Source organism: Quadrisphaera setariae (assembly GCF_008041935.1).
GTDB lineage: Bacteria > Actinomycetota > Actinomycetes > Actinomycetales > Quadrisphaeraceae > Quadrisphaera > Quadrisphaera setariae.
In genome coordinates this window covers 138,516-157,734 of record NZ_VKAC01000010.1, presented here as the reverse complement: position 1 = coordinate 157,734, position 19,219 = coordinate 138,516, and the positions used below count along the sequence as shown (strand labels likewise).

19 protein-coding genes are annotated in these 19,219 nt (G+C 75.6%); 12 read left to right on the top strand and 7 right to left on the bottom strand.

The annotated features are described in order from the left end of the window. Positions 1-2: 2 nt before the first annotated feature. Complete coding sequence (gene upp / locus FMM08_RS16795) at positions 3-638, top strand: uracil phosphoribosyltransferase (protein ID WP_147927527.1); 636 nt, start codon at positions 3-5, stop codon at positions 636-638. Between the two features lie 3 nt (positions 639-641). Here upp and FMM08_RS16790 read toward each other — a convergent pair whose 3' ends face one another. After that, positions 642-1,454 (bottom strand): SigB/SigF/SigG family RNA polymerase sigma factor, encoded by an 813-nt coding sequence (locus FMM08_RS16790; RefSeq protein ID WP_187279805.1) that lies wholly within the window; start codon positions 1,452-1,454, stop codon positions 642-644. 202 nt (positions 1,455-1,656) lie between these two features. Between FMM08_RS16790 and FMM08_RS16785 the strand changes: the two genes are divergently transcribed. The 3 genes from FMM08_RS16785 (at position 1,657) to FMM08_RS16775 (ending at position 3,245) form a co-directional block, all read left to right on the top strand. After that, positions 1,657-1,947, top strand: coding sequence for a hypothetical protein (locus FMM08_RS16785; protein ID WP_147927525.1), 291 nt, complete (start codon positions 1,657-1,659; stop codon positions 1,945-1,947). Then, the gene (locus FMM08_RS16780; RefSeq protein ID WP_147927524.1) at positions 1,947-2,195 is read left to right on the top strand and encodes a hypothetical protein; all 249 of its coding nucleotides are present in this window, start codon (positions 1,947-1,949) and stop codon (positions 2,193-2,195) included. The genes FMM08_RS16785 and FMM08_RS16780 overlap by 1 nt, the downstream gene beginning before the upstream one ends. 111 nt (positions 2,196-2,306) lie before the next feature. Beyond that, a complete protein-coding gene (locus tag FMM08_RS16775) occupies positions 2,307-3,245 on the top strand; it encodes an MSMEG_6728 family protein (protein ID WP_147927523.1) in 939 nt (312 codons plus the stop codon). Between the two features lie 33 nt (positions 3,246-3,278). Here FMM08_RS16775 and FMM08_RS16770 read toward each other — a convergent pair whose 3' ends face one another. From FMM08_RS16770 to FMM08_RS16760, 3 genes are all read right to left on the bottom strand, one after another. Beyond that, complete coding sequence (locus FMM08_RS16770) at positions 3,279-5,873, bottom strand: SpoIIE family protein phosphatase (protein WP_255472499.1); 2,595 nt, start codon at positions 5,871-5,873, stop codon at positions 3,279-3,281. 257 nt (positions 5,874-6,130) lie between these two features. Continuing rightward, positions 6,131-6,601 (bottom strand): hypothetical protein, encoded by a 471-nt coding sequence (locus FMM08_RS16765; RefSeq protein ID WP_147927522.1) that lies wholly within the window; start codon positions 6,599-6,601, stop codon positions 6,131-6,133. A 214-nt stretch (positions 6,602-6,815) separates the two neighbouring features. After that, positions 6,816-8,030, bottom strand: a complete 1,215-nt coding sequence (locus FMM08_RS16760; protein WP_222710864.1) for a YihY/virulence factor BrkB family protein — start codon at positions 8,028-8,030, stop codon at positions 6,816-6,818. Positions 8,031-8,164: 134 nt separating this feature from the next. Between FMM08_RS16760 and FMM08_RS16755 the strand changes: the two genes are divergently transcribed. Continuing rightward, the gene (locus tag FMM08_RS16755) at positions 8,165-8,947 is read left to right on the top strand and encodes an SOS response-associated peptidase (protein WP_147927521.1); all 783 of its coding nucleotides are present in this window, start codon (positions 8,165-8,167) and stop codon (positions 8,945-8,947) included. Between the two features lie 13 nt (positions 8,948-8,960). Here the strand turns inward: FMM08_RS16755 and FMM08_RS16750 are convergent, their stop codons facing one another. From FMM08_RS16750 to FMM08_RS16740, 3 genes are all read right to left on the bottom strand, one after another. After that, on the bottom strand, positions 8,961-9,755 hold the full coding sequence (locus tag FMM08_RS16750; protein WP_147927520.1) for a hypothetical protein: 795 nt from the start codon (positions 9,753-9,755) through the stop codon (positions 8,961-8,963). A gap of 26 nt (positions 9,756-9,781) precedes the next feature. Beyond that, on the bottom strand, positions 9,782-11,737 hold the full coding sequence (locus FMM08_RS16745; protein ID WP_439653569.1) for an alpha-amylase family protein: 1,956 nt from the start codon (positions 11,735-11,737) through the stop codon (positions 9,782-9,784). A 218-nt stretch (positions 11,738-11,955) separates the two neighbouring features. Then, positions 11,956-12,228, bottom strand: a complete 273-nt coding sequence (locus FMM08_RS16740) for a GlsB/YeaQ/YmgE family stress response membrane protein (RefSeq protein ID WP_147927519.1) — start codon at positions 12,226-12,228, stop codon at positions 11,956-11,958. Positions 12,229-12,377: 149 nt separating this feature from the next. Here FMM08_RS16740 and FMM08_RS16735 point away from each other — a divergent pair, with 149 nt between their 5' ends. The 7 genes from FMM08_RS16735 to FMM08_RS16705 all read left to right on the top strand — a co-directional run bounded on the left by FMM08_RS16735 (position 12,378) and on the right by FMM08_RS16705 (position 19,110). Next, positions 12,378-12,803 carry a Fur family transcriptional regulator gene (locus FMM08_RS16735; RefSeq protein WP_147927518.1) on the top strand — a complete coding sequence of 142 codons (426 nt, stop codon included), beginning with the start codon at positions 12,378-12,380 and terminating at the stop codon, positions 12,801-12,803. 128 nt (positions 12,804-12,931) lie between these two features. Beyond that, positions 12,932-13,975: a metal ABC transporter solute-binding protein, Zn/Mn family gene (locus FMM08_RS16730; protein WP_187279804.1), complete on the top strand. Its 1,044-nt coding sequence runs from the start codon at positions 12,932-12,934 to the stop codon at positions 13,973-13,975. Then, complete coding sequence (locus FMM08_RS16725; RefSeq protein WP_147927578.1) at positions 13,972-14,808, top strand: metal ABC transporter ATP-binding protein; 837 nt, start codon at positions 13,972-13,974, stop codon at positions 14,806-14,808. The genes FMM08_RS16730 and FMM08_RS16725 overlap by 4 nt, the downstream gene beginning before the upstream one ends. Next, entirely contained in the window at positions 14,805-15,710 is a 906-nt protein-coding gene (locus FMM08_RS16720) for a metal ABC transporter permease (protein ID WP_147927517.1), read from the top strand. The genes FMM08_RS16725 and FMM08_RS16720 overlap by 4 nt, the downstream gene beginning before the upstream one ends. A 56-nt stretch (positions 15,711-15,766) precedes the next feature. Then, the gene (locus FMM08_RS16715; RefSeq protein ID WP_147927516.1) at positions 15,767-16,591 is read left to right on the top strand and encodes a putative protein N(5)-glutamine methyltransferase; all 825 of its coding nucleotides are present in this window, start codon (positions 15,767-15,769) and stop codon (positions 16,589-16,591) included. A gap of 12 nt (positions 16,592-16,603) precedes the next feature. Further along, positions 16,604-18,046: a hemolysin family protein gene (locus FMM08_RS16710; RefSeq protein ID WP_147927515.1), complete on the top strand. Its 1,443-nt coding sequence runs from the start codon at positions 16,604-16,606 to the stop codon at positions 18,044-18,046. Further along, positions 18,043-19,110, top strand: a complete 1,068-nt coding sequence (locus FMM08_RS16705) for a hemolysin family protein (RefSeq protein WP_147927514.1) — start codon at positions 18,043-18,045, stop codon at positions 19,108-19,110. Before FMM08_RS16710 ends, FMM08_RS16705 begins: the two co-directional genes overlap by 4 nt. Positions 19,111-19,219: the final 109 nt, after the last annotated feature.

Below are 19,219 nucleotides of genomic sequence, written 5' to 3'. Positions count from 1 at the left end.
CCGTGCGCGTGCAGGTCGTCGACCACCCCCTGGTGGCCCACAAGCTGACCGTCCTGCGGGACGCCAAGACGGAGTCGCCGACGTTCCGGCGCCTCGCGGACGAGCTGGTCACCCTGCTCGCCTACGAGGCGACGCGCGGCGCGCGGGTGGAGCCGCAGGAGATCTCCACCCCCGTGGCGACCACCACGGGGGTCAAGCTGGCCAGCCCCAAGCCGCTCGTGGTGCCGATCCTGCGCGCAGGGCTGGGCATGCTCGACGGGATGACCCGCCTGCTGCCCACCGCCGAGGTGGGCTTCCTCGGCATGGTCCGCGACGAGGAGACGCTGCAGGCCAGCACCTACGCGCACCGCCTCCCCGACGACCTGTCGGGCCGGCAGTGCTACGTGCTCGACCCGATGCTCGCCACCGGCGGCACGCTGGTCGCGGCGATCCGCTACCTGTTCGAGATCGGGGCCACGGACGTCACGGCGGTGTGCCTGCTGGCGGCGCCGGAGGGACTGGACGTGGTGACGTCGTCCTTCGGGGCGGACGCCCCCATCACCGTGGTGACAGCGGCCGTGGACGAGCGCCTGGACGAGAACGGCTACATCGTGCCGGGCCTCGGCGACGCAGGAGACAGGCTCTACGGGGTGGTCTGACGCTCAGGCGGCCTCGGCCTCGGCGTCCTCGAGCTGGGTGCGCAGCCGCTCAAGGGTGCGGGCGAGGAGCCGGGAGACCTGCATCTGGGTGACCCCGATGTCCGCGGCGATCTGGCTCTGCGTCCACCCGCGGAAGAACCGCAGCGACAGGATCCTGCGGTCCCGCTCGGGCAGGGACGCGAGCAGCGGGGCCACGCTGACGTGGTCGACCAGCCTGTCGATGGCTCCGTCGTCACCCCCGAGGGTGGCGCCGAGCGGCGTGCCGTCGGCCTCGCCGTCCATGGGGGCGTCCAGGGAGGCCAGGTGGTAGTCCTGCGCGGCGGCCAGGGCCTCGATGACCTCCTCCTGGTCCACCCCGAGGTGCTCGGCGAGCTGGGGGACGGTGGGCGCGCGCCCGATCTTCTGGGTGAGCTCGGCGGCGGCGGCGCCCAGTGACAGCCGCAGCTCCTGGAGCCGGCGCGGGGGCCTCACGCCCCACTGCCGGTCGCGGAAGTGGCGGCGCAGCTCACCGGTGATGGTGGGCACGGCGTAGGGCAGGAACCCGCGCCCCTTGCCGGGCTGGTAGCCCTGGGCGGCCTTGACCAGCGCCAGGGAGGCGACCTGCACGAGGTCGTCCTGCAGCTCACCGCGGTCGCGGAAGCGCGCCGCGAGGGCGCGGGCCACGGGGAGGTTGAGGACGACGACCTCGTCGAGCAGGCGGGCGCGTTCTGCGGGGCCAGCTGTGGAGGCGCGGAGCAGGAGGTCCTCGGTGGCCTGCTCGCGGGCGCTGCCCGCTCCCTCCGGGCGGGCCGCGGGGGCGTCGACGGACGCGGTCATCGAAGGCTCCTGTGCTCTCGCGTCGTTCGCCGCACGGGCGCGGTCGCCCAGGGACCGACCGGAGGGCGGTGGCCCGGAGGGCCAGCGGTCTCGGGCCCCGGGACGCGGTCCAGCACAGCACCGCCCCGCACCCCCGGCAAGCCGAGCCAGGAGTGGTTCAACAGGAGTGGTCGGCACCCCTCGCCGGTGGTAGGCAGGGCACATGCCGGAACCCGCCCCCGAGGCCCAGCACGACCGCCAGGTGCTGCTGCAGCAGATCGTCTCCGAGGTCCACGCCGACCACGCCGGGGGCGACCTGGACGTGGTGCGCGAGGCGCTCTCGCGGCGGATCGAGGAGCGCGGCTTCCCCGAGCAGCCCCAGAAGTGGGTCGACGACACCGCCGCCGAGGTGAGCCAGGGCCGCCACGTGGTGGTGGACCGCGAGCTGGGCGTCGACGCGCCGCTCGAGGAGACCGCCGGCAACGCCCACGAGAAGACCCGCGAGGAGAGCTGATGAGCCAGCAGGACCGCACGAGCACCGACGCCGCCACCCCCCTGGGCACCGGCACCGACGACGACCCCACCGCCGGCCTGCCGGAGGTCACCGAGGCCGACATCGCCGCGGCGATGGGCGTCAACTCCGTGCCGGACGAGGTGCGCGTGGTCTCCGGCGACGCCGACGAGACCGGTCAGGTGGTGGACGCGACGGGCCGCCTGTCCGAGCCGGCCGAGGCCGAGCCCGAGGGGCACCCGGCGCAGTAGCGCCCGCGCGGCAGCGGCGCCGGTGGTAGCACCGGTGCCGCGGTCAGCGCTCCCAGCACCACCACCGGCACCACCACCGGCACCACCACCAGCAGCGAGGACCGATCCGGCGTGCAGACCTTCCTGCCCTTCCCGGGCTTCGCCGGCAGCGCCGCGGTGCTGGACGGGCCGCGCCTGGGCAAGCAGCGCGTCGAGGTGCTGCAGGTGCTCCGGGCGCTGGAGCTGCCCGAGTACGGGTGGAGCAGCCACCCGGTGGTGGCCATGTGGCGGGGGCGCACCCCCGCGCTGGTGCGCTACGGGCTGGACTGCGTGCAGGAGTGGACCGGACGCGGCCACGCCGACTCCACCGCGGCGCTCATCGCCGAGTTCGCCCCCGAGGCGGCCAGCACCACCCAGGAGCAGATGGCTGCCTCCGGCCAGCTGCCGTCCTGGCTGGGCGACGCCGCGCTGCACCGGTCGCACCGCTCCAACCTGCTGCGCAAGGACGCCGACCACTACGGCCCCCGCTTCGAGGCCGGCCTCGCGCCCGACCTCGAGTACGTGTGGCCGGGCTCCGACGACGTGCCCGAGCGCCCCGCCGTCCCCGGGCGGGCGTTGTGGGTGGTGCGTGCCGCCGACCCCACCACCCTCGGCGTCCTGGTGGACCGCGGTGTGGTGGGCCTGGACACGAGCAGCGGCATCGACGTGCCGGCGGACCTGGCGCCCGCAGCTGGACCGGGTGGCCTGCGCGCGCTGCTCGCCGAGCGCGCGCAGGAGACCGGCGTGAAGCGGCGCCCGGGCAAGGCGCTGCGCCAGCTGGAGGCGCTGGTGGGCGAGGTCGCCGTCGGCGACGAGGTGGCGGTCCCCGTCCAGGAGGGACGCTCCCTGCTCCTGGGGGAGGTCACCGGGGAGTACTCGTTCGCCGGCAGCTCGGCGCTCGTGCCCCACCGGCGCGCGGTGCGCTGGGTCGACGTGGTGCCGCGTGCTGCGCTGGCGCGGCCCGCGCAGCTGCAGGACCCCCGCTCGCTGTTCCGGGTGGTGCTGCGGCTGGGGGCCTCCTCCGCCGCCTGAGGCCGGTCGGGCGCTCGGCCGGACGACCTGGGCTCAGCCGAGCCCGGGCGGGACCACGCGGGGGCCGGCCTCGGCGGGTCGCGGCTGGTCCTCGGGGTGCAGGCGCACCGCGACCAGTGCGACGTCGTCCTCCGGCCGGGTGCTGACGAGCTCGCTCAGCAGCTGGTCGCAGAGCTCCTGCAGGGGCAGGTGGCCGCGCTCGGCGAGCAGCCGGCGCAGCCGCTCCAGCCCCACGTCGAGCGACTGCCCCCGGCGCTCCACCAGCCCGTCGGAGTAGAGGAGCACCGTGCACCCGCGACGGACGACCTCCACCCGCTCCTGCCGCACGACCGAGGGGTCGATGCCGAGCAGCAGGTCGGGGTCGTCGACCTCGAGGGCGACCACCGAGCCGTCGGGGTGCAGCACGAACGGCGGCGGGTGGCCGGCGCTGGACCAGCGCAGGGCCGTCGTCCGGTCAGCGCGCTCGGAGCCACCCTGCTCCAGGCGCAGCACGGCCGCGGTGGCCGTGGTGGACATGAGCAGGCCGGGGATGGCGGCGTCGAGGCGCTCCAGCACCTCGGCGGGCCCCGCGCCCGTGGTGTAGGCGATGCCGCGCAGCAGCCCGCGCAGCTGGCCCATGGCGGCCGCCGCCGCGGAGTCGTGCCCGACCACGTCACCGATGACGACGACGGTGGCGCCGTCCGGCTGCAGGAACGCGTCGTACCAGTCGCCGCCCACCTGGGCGGCCACGCCGGCCGGCAGGTAGCGGACCGCCACCTCGAGGTGGTCCGGCTCTGGCGGCGCGGTGAGCAGGCTGCGCTGCAGCTCCTCGGCGAGGTCGCGCTGGCGCTCGTAGAGGCGGGCGTTCTCCAGCGCCGTGCCCGCCCGCGACGCGACCTCGCGGGCCGTGGCGAGGTCGTCGACGCCGGGTCCGCCGCGCTCGCTCCCCCAGAACAGCGACAGCGCTCCGAGCGTGCGGCCGTGGGCGGTCAGGGGCAGCACGCAGAGCGCCTCCGGCGCGAGCTCGCCGACCAGGTGCCGGGCCTCCTCGTCCCCGAGCGCCTCCCGGACCGCGGTGACGGCGTCGGAGGGGACCAGCTGCGCCTCACCGGTGGCCAGGGCGCGCAGCAGCGGTGAGCTGTCGCGCAGGCCGCGGGAGCGCCGGTCGGCGTAGCGCTCGACCAGCCCGAGCCGGGCGGGGTCGCGGTGGGCCCAGCCGACGTCGCGCAGGCCGCCGTCGTCCTCCAGGAGCGAGACCACGGACCAGTCGGCGAGCGCGGGCACCACGAGCGTCGCGAGCCGGGCGACGGCGGTGCGCCCGTCGAGCACCTCCGTGAGCTGCTCGGTGGTGCGGGCGAGCAGCTCCAGGCGGGCGGCGGACGCGTCGGCGCGCTGCTGGGCGCGGCGGCGCTCGGTGATCTCCAGGAAGTACACGGACAGCCCGTCGGGCACGGGCCACACGCGCACCTCGTACCAGCCGTCCAGGGGCGGCGGGTAGTGCTCCTCGAAGGAGGAGGGCTGCCCGCTGGCCAGCGCGCCCCGGTAGTGGCGCTCGAACCCGCTGTCCACGGTGCCGGGGAACAGCTCCCAGACCGACCCGCCCAGCAGCTCGGTGCGGGACCGGCCGAGGAGGCGCTCGGCCTCGGCGTTGACGTAGGTGAAGCGGAAGGACGTGTCGAGGCTGTAGAACGCCGCCGACATGCTCTCCAGGACCCGGGCCACCCGGGCCTCGCCCTCGTGGACGTCGGTGGTGTCGTAGGCGGCGCCGACCACGCGGACGGCGCGGCCCTCCTGGTCGCACAGGGTGCGGCCGCGCGCCTGGACCCACCGGACCTCGCCGCAGGGGCGCACCACCCGGTACTCGGCGTGGAAGTCCCCGCACGTGTCGATCGAGTGGCGCAGCGCCGCCGAGACGCGGTCGCGGTCGTCGGCGTGGAGGTAGGAGCTGAAGGCCTCGATGGTCCCGCCGAAGGAGTCGCGGTCAACCCCGAAGAGCTCGAGCAGCCGGTCGTCCCACTCCAGGGCGCCCGTGGCGAGGTCCCAGTCCCAGCTGCCCACGCCGGCGGCGTCCACGGCGAGCTGGACCCGCAGGCGGCTGCGCTCGACGTCGCGGGCGATGCGCTCCAGGTCGAGCTCGGCGGCGGCGCTGGCGGCGAGGTGCACGAGCGCGTCGACCTGGTGCTGCTCCCAGCGGCGCGGCTCCGGGCCGTACGCGCACAGCACGCCGCTGGTGCGGCCCTCGTGGACCAGCGGCACGCCGAGGTAGGCGCCCACCACCCCGGCGAGGACCCCGGGGCGCTCGGCGGTGCGGGGGTCGCTGACGGCGTCCTCCACCACCACGACCCGGTCGTCGAGCACGACGAGCTCGCACAGCGTGTCCTGCGCGCGGTCCTCGCGCCGGGGCGCGAAGCCTGTGGGCGTCGCCGCGGAGGCCACCACCTCGTGCACGTCGTCGTGCACGAGGGAGACCTGCGCCCACGGCGCCCCGACCAGCCGGGCCGCGAGGTCCGCCAGACGGTCCAGCCCCGTCGTGCCGGGCGGCGGCAGGACGCCGCCTCGTCCACCCGCGCTCGCGGCGGGGCCAGGGCCCTCGCCGACGGCCGGTTCGCCGGAGCGCTCGGCCCAGGCAGCGGCTCGACCACCTTCCACAGGACCTCCCGCTCGTCGGCTCGCGCGACCGCGGTGCCCCAGGCCGCCCCGTCCTGGAGCGTCCGGAGTCCGGCCGCTGCGAGCCCGGACCCTGGGAGCAGTCTGGGGCACGCGGGCCGCTCCGCGCAGCGCCGGGCCCAGATGCGCCGCCGTGACGCAGCCAGGCCGGACCCCGGTGTCCGGGGCCCGGCCTGCTGCGCGGTGCTGGGTCGAGCTGGGTCGAGCTGGGTCGTGCGGGTGGGTCGGTGGTGGTGGTCTCAGCGGCGGGGACCCCGGGGGGTGCCGCGGCTGTCGAGCACGGCGCGCAGCCGCGGCATCGGCGCGGACGTGGTGCCGTGCTCGCTGGACAGGGCGGGCAGCAGGCGCAGAGCAGGCGGCCCGGCGGGGGCCGGCTGTCTCGCGGCGTCGGGGCCACCGTCAGCGCTGGCACCGTCGGCGCTCAGCGCCTCCAGCTGCGGCGCGTGCACCGCGCGCGGGCGGACGGGCAGCCCGCCGGCCGGGGCCGGGCGACGCACCAGGCCGAAGGCCATCACGGGGCCGAAGACGCTCAGAGGACCGGGGCCCGCAGGTGAGGGCATGCGGAGCACAGAACCGGTGCCACCGCTCGCAGCGGCGGGGGCCACCTCTTCGGGCGCCGCGGCAGCCGGGGCCTCGGCGCCGCGGACGACGCGTGCGCGCTCGCGCCACACGTCGAGGTCGACCACCGGTGAAGCAGGGGCAGAGGACATTCCTGGCTCCGATCTGGCTGGCGGGCCGGCCCCGGACCTGCCGGGGACTGCGTGACGGGCGGTGCTCACGTGATCGCTGCTACTTGTGTGACTCGTGTGACTTGAGAGAAGTTAGAGGAACGTGAGGCGACAGGCCAGCACCGCCGCGGCGTGTCTCGCAACGACGAGGTGGCCGCCCCGCCAGAGCGGGACGGCCACCTCGGGACAGCTCGGGTCAGACGGGGGTGCCCCCCGCACGGCGCACCGCGGCGTCGCGCTCGGCCTGCCGGTCCGGCACCGCGACCCCACCCGGGTGGGCGCTGCCCGCGGCGTGCGAGCCACCCCCCGGGCTGCGGCCCGACGAGGCGCCGCCGCGCTCGTCGTCGTCTCGCTCAGCGCCGTGGGCGAGCCGCAGCTGGCGGCCGAGGGCGACGTCCTGCTCGTGCTTGGCCTCCGCCTTGTCGCTCTTGCGGGTGTCGCGCGGCGGCAGCTGGAGGTCCTCCTCGGCCTCGATGCCCGCTTGGAGCTCACGGCCCCGCTCGAGCTCGGCGTCGAGCTCGGCGCCGAACAGCAGCGCGAGGTTGGTGATCCACAGCCACAGCAGGAAGATGATCACTGCGGCGAAGCTGCCGTACGTCTTGTTGTAGTTGCTGAAGCCCGAGACGTAGATGCCGAACAGCGTCGACGCCAGGGCCCAGACCAGGATCGCGACGACGGCGCCGACGCTCGTCCACGTCCACTTCGGCCGCTTGATGTTGGGCGTCATCTGGTACAGCACCGCGACGACGACGACGACGATGAGCGCCAGCACCGGCCACTTGGCGACGCCCCAGACCGTCAGCGCAGCCGAGCCCAGGCCGATGACGTCCCCGATCGACTCCGCCACCGGCCCCGAGACCACGAGGATGATGAGCGCCGCCACCACCAGCACGACCGCCACCACGGTGACGAAGAGCTGCATCGGGCGCATCTTCCAGAACGGGCGCCCCTCGGTGATGCCGTAGATGCGGTTCATGGCGCGCGAGAAGGCGCCCACGTAGCCCGAGGCCGACCACAGCGCCCCCAGGAGGCCCACCACGAGCCCGAGGCCCGCCGCCTGGCTGGCCTGGAGGTCGTTGATCACGTTCCCCAGCTGGTCGGTGACCGTCTTGGGCGCGAAGCCGCCGACGACGTCGAGCAGCGTCTGGGTGGTCTGCGGCCCCTGCCCCAGCACGCCCACCAGCGAGATGATCGCCACCAGCCCGGGGAACAGCGCCAGCACCGCGTAGTAGACGAGCGCGGCCGCCAGGTCGAGGCAGCCGTCACCGGTGAACTCGCGCAGCGTCTTGCGCAGCACGTACGTCCACGACCGCTTGGTGAGGTCGGTGGGGTCGTCGGGCTTGCGCGGGTCGTCCGGTGCGGGCGCGGTGCGCGCCTTCTCGGCGGTGCGGGCGTGGTCGACGTCGCTCATCTCGGCGGGGCGGGCCCTTCAGGCGGTGGTCCGCCGTGGGCTCGACGTCGCCGCAAGTCTGCTGCGAGGGGGACCACGCGGCGACTCCAGCCGGTGACCAGCCGATGTCACCGGGTGGGGGCAGACTTCCTCGCGTGTGCGGTCGCTACGCCAGCAGCAGGTCCGACGCCCAGCTCGTGGAGGACTACGCCGTCGACGCCGTGGTGGGCCCCGAGGTGGGCCCGTCGTGGAACGTCGCGCCGACGCAGCAGGTGCGCGCGGTGGTCGAGCGGGAGCCGCGGGACGACGAGGCCGCCGGCTCCCCCGCTGCCGGTGGCGACGGGAAGGACGGCGCCCAGCGGCAGCTGCGCACGCTGCGGTGGGGGCTGGTGCCGTCCTGGGCGAAGGACCCCTCGGTCGGCTCGCGGATGATCAACGCGCGCGTCGAGACGGTCACCGAGAAGCCCGCCTACAAGCGCGCCGCGGCCCGAAGGCGCTGCCTCGTGCCGGCCGACGGCTACTTCGAGTGGGAGCGCCGCCCGGCGCCCGACGGCTCCGGCAAGGAGGTCAAGGTGCCCCACTTCCTGCACGCGGCCGACGGCGGGCCGGTGACCTTCGCGGGGCTCTACGAGCTCTGGAGGGACCCGGCCGCACCCGACGGTCAGGACCCGTGGCTGTGGACGGTCACGGTCATCACCACGCAGGCCCGCGACGAGGCCGGGCGCATCCACGACCGCAGCCCCGTGGTGCTGCCCGCGGACTTCCAGGGCGACTGGCTCGACCCGGCGCTGACCGACCTCGACCTGGTGCGCCAGGTGCTCGACGCCGTACCGCCCCCGCAGCTGGCCACCCACGAGGTGGGCCGCGCCGTGGGCAGCCCGCGCGTCAACGGACCCCAGCTGGTGCTGCCCCTCGACCAGCTGGAGCAGCAGGGGTAGTCGGACGGGCTGGTCAGCCCTCGCCGTCGTCCCCACCGCCGCCGGCAGCGGCCCTCAGGTGGGGCGCGCAGACCGCCGCGACGACGGCCACGGCGCCGAGCAGCGACGCCGTGGCGACGCCGCCGGCGAGCACGCCGACGACCACGAGCACCGCACCCCCGCCCGCCACGAGGAGCGCGACCAGCGCCATCGGGGACATCCGCGGAGCGGTGCCGAGCAGCAGCACCAGCCCGGCGCCCCCGACCACGAGGGCGCCCGGCAGGTCCCACGTGCCGAGGTTGAGCAGCCCCTTCGGCAGCTCCACCACGTGCTGGGCCGTCCACAGCGGGGCCGAGCCCCGGGCCAGCACCGCCACGGTCACCCCGGCGGCCAGCGCGAGCAGGCCCCAGGTGCGGCCCAGCGCCGCCGCCTGGGCGGGGTTACCGCTGGCGCGCACGCCGTCGAGCGCGCCCCAGCTGCCGCCGCCCCCGACGAGGAGCACGGCGTGCACGACGGCGAGCAGGGCCACCGCCCAGACCCCGGGGGCGTCGGTGCCGCCTCCGGCCGCGGTCGCGAGGTGGACGGCTCCCGTGACGGCCAGGGTCGCACCCACGGCGCCCGCGGCGCGCACGAGCAGGCCCGTCAGCAGCGTCACGACGAGCCCCACCTCGAGCGCCGGCAGCAGCCAGCCGACCGCGGCGTCCAGCCCGAGGCTCCCGGCGGTCCAGCTCGCCGCCCCGAGGCGCGGCAGGACGAGGTCCTGGAGCCACAGCAGGCCCAGCGCGACGCGCAGCAGCGCGAGCGCGAGGCCCTCGCCGCGACTCCCCATGCGTCACATGGTGGACCAGCGGCTCCTCAGGCCCGGTGCAGCCACGCCGCCGACCAGGGGGCGAGCCAGACGTTCCCGTCATCTCCGACGTGCGCGGGGCGTCCGGTCAGGGCGTCGCGGGCCCCGTCGAGGCCCAGCTCGGCGAGGCGCCACCCCGGGTAGTGCCGCCACCCGTCAGTGGTGTTGTACAGGCACAGCAGGTCGCCCACGGGGTGGCGCCGCAGCACGGGCAGGACGCCCGGGTCGTGCACCTCGAGCACCTGGGAGGGCACCGAGGCGTGCAGGTGGGGCAGGCGGGCACGTGCCTGCGCGAGGTGGCGGACCCCGGCGAAGAGCCGCCCGGGCACCGTCGCCTCGTCGTGACGTGCGGCCAGGGCGCCTTCGTCCATCCACGGGCGGTGCGCCCAGCGGTTGTCGGACTCGTGGCCCGGCTCGCTGGCCCAGGCGTCGTCACCGCGCAGGCCCAGCTCGTCACCCATCCAGATGACCGGGATCCCACCCCACCCCATGACCAGCGCGTGGCCCAGGAGCACCTTCGCGATGCCCGCCTCGACGCCGGCGCGGTCGCCGGCCACCTGCGCGTCCACCAGGCCCGTGAGCGCCGCCGCCGACCCGGAGATGCGGCGGTCGCGCGTGACGGGGTTCTCCTGGAAGACCAGGCCCCGGGCCGTGGAGCCGGGGAAGGCGCCGCTGAACCAGTCGGACAGGAACGCGCGGTGGTCGAACCCGTTGAGGCCCACCGCGGCGGCGTCCTCGTCGCTGACGGCCCAGCCGATGTCGTCGTGGCAGCGCACGTAGGTGATCCACGCCGCGCTCGTGGGCGCCGCGGGCAGGGAGCGCAGCGCGTGGGCCGCCAGGCGCGCGTCCTGCGAGGCGATCATCGACCAGAACTGGACCATGAGGGTGTTGTGGTACGCCAGGTCGGACACGCGGCCGTGGTGCTCGCCCTGGCCGAGGTAGGCGACCAGCTGCTGGGGGGAGACGATCGCCTCGGCCTTGAGCAGCACGCCGGGACACGCCACGCGGGTCAGCGCGCGCAGCACCTGGGTGAGGCTGTGGACCTCCGGCTGGTTCTGGCAGTCGGTGCCCAGGCGCTTCCAGATGAAGGCGATCGCGTCGAGGCGGAGCACCTCCACGCCGAGGTTGGCCAGGAACAGGACGATCTCGGCGTACTCGACCAGCACGTCCGGGTTGGACCAGTCGACGTCCCACTGGAAGCTGTTGAAGGTGGTCCAGACCCACCCCTCGAGCTCCTCGTCCCAGGTGAAGTTGCCGGGGGCGAAGTCGGGGAAGACCTCCGGGAGCGTGCGCTCGTAGGCGTCGGGGACGGCGCGGTCGGGGTGGACGTGGAAGTAGGCGCGGTAGCGGGGATCGCCCTCGCGGGCCCTGCGGGCCCACTCGTGCTCGCGGGCCACGTGGTTGAGGACGAGGTCCAGCACGAGCGAGGTGCCCTGGGCGCGCAGCGCGCGGGCGAGCTCGCGCAGGTCATCGACGTCGCCGAGGTCGGGGCGCACCGAGCGGTAGTCGGCCACGGCGTAGCCGCCGTCGCTGTCGCCCTCGCGCGGCTGTAGGACCGGCATGAGGTGGAGGTAGGTGACGCCGAGCTCCCGCAGGTGGTCCAGGCGCCCCTGGACGCCGCGCAGGTCTCCGGCGTACCGCTCGGTGTAGGCCGCGTAGCCCAGCATCGACGGCTCCTGGAACCAGTCGGGGCGCAGGGTGCGGGCCTGGTCGAGGCGGTGGAGCTCGGGCTCCCGCTCGGCGTAGGCGGAGGCCGCCGCGCGCAGCAGGCGGCGCTCGAGCTGGTCCGCGACCTCCGGGCGGTGCACGGCCGCCAGACCGGCGCGCAGGTCGGGCCACCAGCGCTCGACGCGCAGGGAGAACAGCTCGCGCCGCTCGTCGCCCAGGTCTGCGAGGAGGTCACCCGCGACGTCCTCGACGAACCCCCCGGCTGCCCCGTCCCTGGAGCCGGCCACCTGCACCACGTCCACCACGCCTCCCGCTCGGCAGCGCCGGCTCGCGCGGCGCGCCCGACACGGTATCCATCGGCGGACCTCCGCCCCAGGTGGCGCGGGCCCGGCCGGGCGACCCCGGACGCGCCGCAGCCCCACCCGTTCGGCGGGTGGGGCTGCGGCGGGCGGGGTCGCGCTCGGCTCGACGACCCCCTCGGGGCGCGGCCGCGGGACGGCGGTCCCGGGAGGGGTCAGGCGCGGCTGTGGCTGCGGCCGCGGGTGGCCTGGTAGATGGCCAGCACGATGATCGCGCCGATGATCGAGCCGATCCAGCTGGCGGGCTGGACGAAGCCCGTGCCACCGCGGAAGAGGAGGTAGGCGAGGAAGCCCCCGACGAAGGACCCGACGACGCCCAGCAGCAGCGTCCCGCCGATGCCGAGGCCCGAGCGGCCCGGCACGACCAGGCGGGCGATGTAGCCGGCGATGATGCCGATGATGATGAGGCCGATGATGGTTCCGAGCATGGCGTCCGCCCTGGTGGAGAGAGGTTTTCTGGCGTCGACGACGCTATGCCCGATCCCCGGGTCCGGCATCTCGGGAGAGCGTCGCCCGCCCCGTCCGGCGCACCGCGGCAGGGCCTCCGCGCCCCTGCGGCGTGTGATGATGGGTGGCGATGACCGAGGAAGCTCCAGCCCGCAACCGCCCTGCTCAGCGCCGCACGGGACGCCAGCGGGCGGCGGTGGCCGCCATGCTCGACTCCGAGCCCGCGTTCACCAGCGCGCAGGACCTCTACGCGCGCCTGCGCGAGCAGGGCAACCCCATCGGCCTGGCCACGGTCTACCGGGCGCTGCAGGCGCTCGTGGAGGACGGCGAGGTCGACGTCCTGCGCACCGGGGAGGACGGCGAGGCCGTCTACCGGCGCTGCAGCACCGGGCACCACCACCACCTCGTCTGCCGCCGCTGCGGGCGCGCCGAGGAGGTGGAGGGCTCCGCCGTGGAGGCGTGGGCCCGCAAGACCGCCGCGGCGCACGGCTTCACCGACGTCGACCACGTGGTGGAGATCTTCGGCACCTGCGCCGACTGCGCCGCCGCCCGCTGAGCCCCCCCTCCGCCCCGTCGCCACCCGTCCGGGCGCCGGTGGGGCGTTCGGCGTCCCGAGGCACTCGATCACGGGCGTAAGATGAGAAGAGTTATCACTCCGACTCTCGTCTCCGCCCTGGAGGGCCCGTGCTCCGCCCTGCGCTCCGCCCCGTCCGCGCGCTCGCCGTCGCCGGCGGCCTGACCTCCGCCCTCCTGCTGTCCGCCTGCGGCGGCGGCTCGACGTCCCCCGGCGCCCAGGCCAGCACCGGAGCCCCCTCCACCGCCGCAGCCGGTGGCAAGATCGCCCTGGTGGCCTCCACCGACGTCTGGGGGAGCGTGGCCGAGGCCGTCGGCGGTGACGCGGTCGAGGTGACCTCGATCATCAACGACCCCAGCCAGGACCCGCACTCCTTCGAGGCCACCACGCGCGACCAGCTGCTGGTGCAGGACGCGAAGGTGGTCGTCATGAACGGCGGTGGCTACGACCCCTTCATGACGCAGCTGCTGTCGGCCTCCGGCACCAAGGCCCCCGTGGTCGACGCCGTCGAGGTCTCCGGCCTGGAGGGCTCGCAGGAGGCCTCCGCGGAGGACCACGGCGCCGGGCACGGCGGCGAGCACTCCGACGACCACGGTGACCACGCGGACGGCGGTGGCCACGACCACGGGGAGTTCAACGAGCACGTCTGGTACGACCTGGGCACCGCCGGGAAGGTCGCCGAGGCGATCGCCCAGCAGCTGTCCGCGGTCGACCCGTCCGGCGCGAGCACCTTCCAGGCCAACGCCAAGGCCTTCACCGACGGCCTGGCCGCCGTGCAGCAGGTCGAGGCGTCCGTGAAGACGAGCTCAGCGGGCGCGGGCGTGGCGATCACCGAGCCGGTGCCCGACTACATGCTCGAGGCGATGGGCCTGGTGGTGAAGACCCCCGAGGCCTTCTCCGAGGCCGTGGAGGAGGGCACCGACGTCTCCCCCGCGGTGCTGGCCGACACCAAGGCCCTGTTCGGCGACGGCGCCGTCAAGGCGCTGGTGTACAACGAGCAGACCACGGGTGCGGAGACCGAGGCCGTGCTGGACGCGGCGAAGGCCGCTGGCACCGCCGTGGTCCCCGTGACCGAGACGCTCCCCGACGGGCAGGACTACACGCAGTGGATGACCGCGAACGCCGAGGCGATCCGCGCCGCGGTCCAGGGCTGAGCCGGGTGGGCGCGGCGGACGCGCCCGCGCTGTCGCTGCGCGGCGCCGGGCTCCGCTACGGCGAGCACGAGGTCTGGTCCGGCCTCGACCTCGACGTGCACCCTGGGGAGCTGGTGGCCGTGCTGGGCCCCAACGGCTCGGGCAAGACCAGCCTGGTGCGGGCGGTGCTCGGCCAGCAGCCGCTCACGAGCGGTCGCCTGGAGGTGCGGGGTCGCCCTCCGCGCGCCGGCTCCTCCGAGATCGGCTACGTGCCCCAGCAGCGGCTCATCGACCCGATGACGCCCCTGCGCGCCCGCGACCTGGTGCGCCAGGGGCTCGACGGGCACCGCTGGGGCGTGCCCCTGCCCAGCCGGCGGGTGCGCGCCCGCGTGGACGAGCTGCTGGCCTCCGTGGGTGCCACCGCGTACGGCGACGTGCCGGTGGGGCTGCTCTCCGGCGGCGAGCAGCAGCGGGTCCGCGTCGCGCAGGCGGTGGCCACCGACCCCGCCCTGCTGCTGTGCGACGAGCCGCTGCTCTCCCTCGACCTGGCCCACCAGCGCGAGGTCGTCAGCGTCATCGACGCCCGACGGCGCGCCGGGACGGCGGTGCTCTTCGTCACCCACGAGATCAACCCCGTGCTCGACGTGGTGGACAAGGTGCTGTACCTGGCCCCCGCGGGCCACCGCGTGGGCACGCCCGACGAGGTGCTCACCACCGCCTCGCTCACCGAGCTGTACGGGACCCGTGTGGAGGTGCTCCACCACGCCGGGCGCGTGCTCATCGCCGCGACCGGAGCGCAGGCCGACCACGACTGCCACCCCGGCCAGGCGCTCGCCGCAGGAGGCGCCGCATGAGCTGGGACGCGGTCATCAACTTCGACGACTACTCGCGCCTGCTGCCCCTGGTCACCAACTCGCTGTGGGCCGCGGCGGCGCTGGGCCTGGTGGGCGGTCTGGTGGGGGTGCTCGTGGCGGCCCGCGACATGGCCTTCGCCGTCCACGGCATCTCCGAGCTGAGCTTCGCGGGGGCGGCAGCGGCGCTGCTGCTCTCGGTGGACGTGGTGCTGGGCTCGGTGGTCGGATCGCTGCTCGCCGCGGTGCTCATCGGGGTGCTGGGCGTGCGCGCCCGGGACCGGAACTCGATCATCGGCGTGCTCATGCCCTTCGGGCTGGGTCTGGGCGTGCTCTTCCTGGCGCTCTACCCGGGGCGGTCGGCCAACAAGTTCGGTCTGCTCACCGGGCAGGTGGTGGCCGTCGACGACCCGCGCCTGGTGACGATGCTGGCCACCTCCGCGGTCGTGCTCGCCGTGCTGGCCGTGGTGTGGCGCCCGCTGCTGTTCGCCAGCGTCGACCCCGACGGCGCCGCCGCGCGCGGGGTGCCGGTGCGCGGGCTGTCGCTGGTGTTCATGGTGGTGCTCGGGCTGTCCGTGGCCATGGCGGTGCAGGTGGTGGGGGCGCTGCTCGTGCTGTCGCTGCTCATCACCCCGGCCGCGGCCGCCACCCGGGTCTCCGCCTCGCCGCTGTGGGTGCCCGTGCTGTCGGTGGCCTTCGCGGTCACCTCCGCCGTGGGCGGCATCCTGCTGGCGCTGGGCGGGACCGTGCCCATCAGCCCGTTCGTCACCACGATCTCCTTCGCCATCTACGTGGTCTGCCGCGTGCTGGGCGCACGCCGCGGCCGGCGCGGCTGGACGCGGCGCCGCCCGGTGCCTCCGGCCCGTCCCGGCCAGCCCTCCGGGCTGGCCGGATCTCCGGTCTGACCCGGCGCCCCGACGCGGTGCGCGGTGGTGAGCCGGCGGTGAGGGAGGCGGAGCTGGTGGCCCGGCTCCGAGCGGCGGGCTGCGTGTTCGCCGAGGAGGAGGCCGCGCTGCTGCTCGCCGAGGGGTCCTCCGCGGCAGCGCTCGAGGAGCGCGTGCGCCGCCGCGAGCGCGGGGAGCCGCTGGAGCTGGTGCTCGGCTGGGCCGAGTTCGCCGGCTTGCGGGTGGCTACCGCCACCGGCGTGTTCGTGCCCCGGCGGCGCAGCGAGCTGCTGGTCCGGGAGGGGCTCGCCGTGCTCGCCGAGCGCCGGTCGGAAGGACGGGGGGCGGCGCGGTCGGCACCCGGGGTCGCAGCGCCCGCCGTCGTCGTCGACCTGTGCTGCGGGACGGGCGCCGTGGGGCTGGCGGTGGCGGTGGCCGCCGCGCGGTCCGGGGCGCCCGTGGAGCTGCACGCCGCCGACCTCGACCCGCTGGCCACGGCCTGCGCCGCCCAGAACCTCGCCCGGCACCCCACCGGGCCGCTGGGGGCGCACGCGCACACCGGAGACCTCTACGCGGCGCTGCCCGCGCAGCTGCGCGGGCGGGTGGACCTGCTGCTCGTCAACGCGCCCTACGTGCCCACCGGGTCGGTGGCGCTGATGCCGCCGGAGGCGCGCGACCACGAGCCCCTCACCGCGCTCGACGGCGGCTCCGACGGCCTGGACGTGCACCGCCGGGTGGCGGCGGGCGCTCAGGAGTGGCTGGCCCCGGGCGGGGCGCTGCTGCTGGAGACCAGCGAGCACCAGGAGGCGGGCACGGCGGCGGCCTGCCGGTCCGGCGGCCTGCGGCCGGTCGTCGTCCACGACGACGACCGGGGAGCGGCGTGCGTGCTCGCCAGGGCCTAGCCTGGCGAGACCGTGACAGAGCTGCTCCTCCTGCTCACCGCCGCTGCGCTCGTCGTGGCCTGCGGAGGCTTCGTCGCCGCCGAGTTCTCCCTCCTGACCGTCGACAGGGCGACCGTCGAGCGCGACGCGGAGGGCGGTGACCGCCGCGCGGCGGGCACGCTCGACGCGCTGCGCAACCTCTCGACGCAGCTGTCGGGAGCGCAGGTCGGCATCACCATCACCAACCTCGCCATCGGCTACCTCGCGGAACCGGCCATCGGCAGGCTCATCGCGCCGGTGCTCGCCGACGTCGGCATCACCGGAGGCACGGCGACGGCGGTCTCCGTGGCCCTCGCTCTGGCCCTCTCGACGCTGGGCACCATGGTCTTCGGCGAGCTGGTGCCCAAGAACCTCGCCATCTCGCTGCCCTACGCCACCGCCTACGCGGTGCAGGGCTTCAGCCGCGGCTTCGCACGGGCCATGGCCTGGCCGATCCGGCTGCTCAACGGCATGGCCAACGCGCTGCTGCGGGGCCTGTTCCGCACCGAGCCGCAGGAGGAGCTGGCGTCGGCGCGCTCCGCCGACGAGCTGCTCTCCCTGGTCCGGAGGTCCGCGGAGCAGGGGACGCTGGAGGAGGAGACCGCCGCCCTGGTGCAGCGCTCGCTGGCGTTCTCGGGCCGGCGCGCCGCCGACGTGATGACGCCGCGGATCCGGGTGCGCACCCTGTCCGCCGACGACGACCTCACCGAGCTGGTCGCGGCCGTCCACGACTCCGGCCGCTCGCGCTTCCCGGTGACCGGCTCCGACCAGGACGACGTGCTGGGCGTGGTGCACGCCCGCCAGGCGCTGCTGGTGCCTCCCGAGGAGGCGACGGGCGTGCTGCTGCGCGACGTGGTGGAGGCGCCGGCGCTGGTGCCGGAGACCCTCGAGCTGGACGAGCTGCTCGACCAGCTCAAGGGCTCCCCCCTGCAGCTGGCCGTGGTGGTGGACGAGTACGGGGGCTTCGCGGGCGTGGTCACCTTCGAGGACCTGGTGGAGGAGATCGTCGGCGAGGTGGTCGACGAGCACGACGTCGTCACCTCGACCGTGCGCGAGGACGGCGAGGGCGGGTGGCTGCTGTCCGGGCTGCTGCGTCCCGACGAGGTGGCTGCCCGCACCGGTGTGCAGCTGCCCGAGCACCCCGACTACGAGACCGTCGCCGGCCTCGTGCTGCGCGAGCTGGGCCGCCTGCCCGGTGTGGGCGAGCACGCGCGGGTGGTGGTGACCACCGCCGAGGTCGACGACGACGGGCTGCCCGTGGAGCGCCCCGCGGAGCTGCGCGTGGAGGCGCGCGACGGGCTGCGGCTCGACGTCGTGCACCTGCGGCTGCGCGAGCCCGGCGACGACGGTGACGGCGGAGCGGGCGGGACCGCCGGGGCCGACGGGACCGGCCGCTCCTCCCGTGACGGGGCCGGCGACGAGGAGGGGCACCGGTGAGCGACGGACTGGCCATCGGCCTCGCCGTGGTGCTGCTGGCCCTCAACGCCTTCTTCGTGGGGGCCGAGTTCGCCGTGATCTCCGCGCGCCGCTCCTCCGTGGAGCTGCTGGCCGCCGGCGGCAGCCGCGCGGCGCGCACCACCCTGCGCGCCATGGAGGACGTCACCTCCATGCTCTCGTGCGCCCAGCTGGGCATCACGCTGTGCTCGCTGGGCCTGGGCGCCGTCGGCGAGCCGGCCGTGGCCCACCAGCTCGAGCCGCTGTTCGAGGCCGCGGGCCTCCCGGAGGCCCTGGTGCACCCGGTGGCCTTCGCCATCGCGCTGGCCCTGGTGGTCACGGCGCACGTGGTGCTCGGCGAGGTGGTGCCCAAGAACCTGGCGCTGGCCGGTCCCGACCGCGCGGCGCTGGTGCTGGCGCCGCCGCTGCGCGCGCTGTCGATGGTGCTGCGCCCCGTCATCGCCGTCTCCAACTGGATCGCCAACCACGTGCTGCGGCTGTTCAAGGTGGAGCCGAAGGCCGAGGTGGCCAGCGCCTTCACCCGCGAGGAGGTGGCGGGCCTGGTGGCCGAGGCCCGCTCGGAGGGGCTGCTGGAGGAGGACGTCGAGGAGCTCGCGACCGCCGCCCTCGGCTTCGCCGACCGCACCGCAGCGGCGGTGCTGCTGCCGCTGGGCTCGCTGGCCACGCTCCCCCGCGGCGCCACCGTGGCGCAGGTGCAGGACGCCGCTGCCCGCACGGGCTTCTCCCGCTTCCCGATCGACGACGGCGCGGGCGGGCTGGCCGGGTACGTGCACGTCAAGGACGTGCTCACGCTCGACCCGCAGGCCCGGGCCGCGCAGGTGCCCTCCCGCTACGTGCGGGCCCTGGCGACCGTCTCCGACGGCGACGCGCTGCGCCCCGTGCTGCGGCGCATGCAGGAGACCGGAGCGCACCTCGCCCGGGTGGAGGACTCCGGCGGCGCGCTGCTGGGGGTCGCCGCGCTGGAGGACGTGCTCGAGGAGCTGGTCGGGGAGGTGCGGGCGGACGCCGCGGCGTCCGTCACAGGCGTCCCACGCGGCCCGCGCTGACGGCGCGCCGTGCCCTCGCGCTCGGCGTGTCGCACCGTTGGCGCCGCTCGGGTGGGTCACCGTGGAGGCGTGCTGCTCGCCCTCGCGCTCCTGCCCTTCGTCGCGGCGC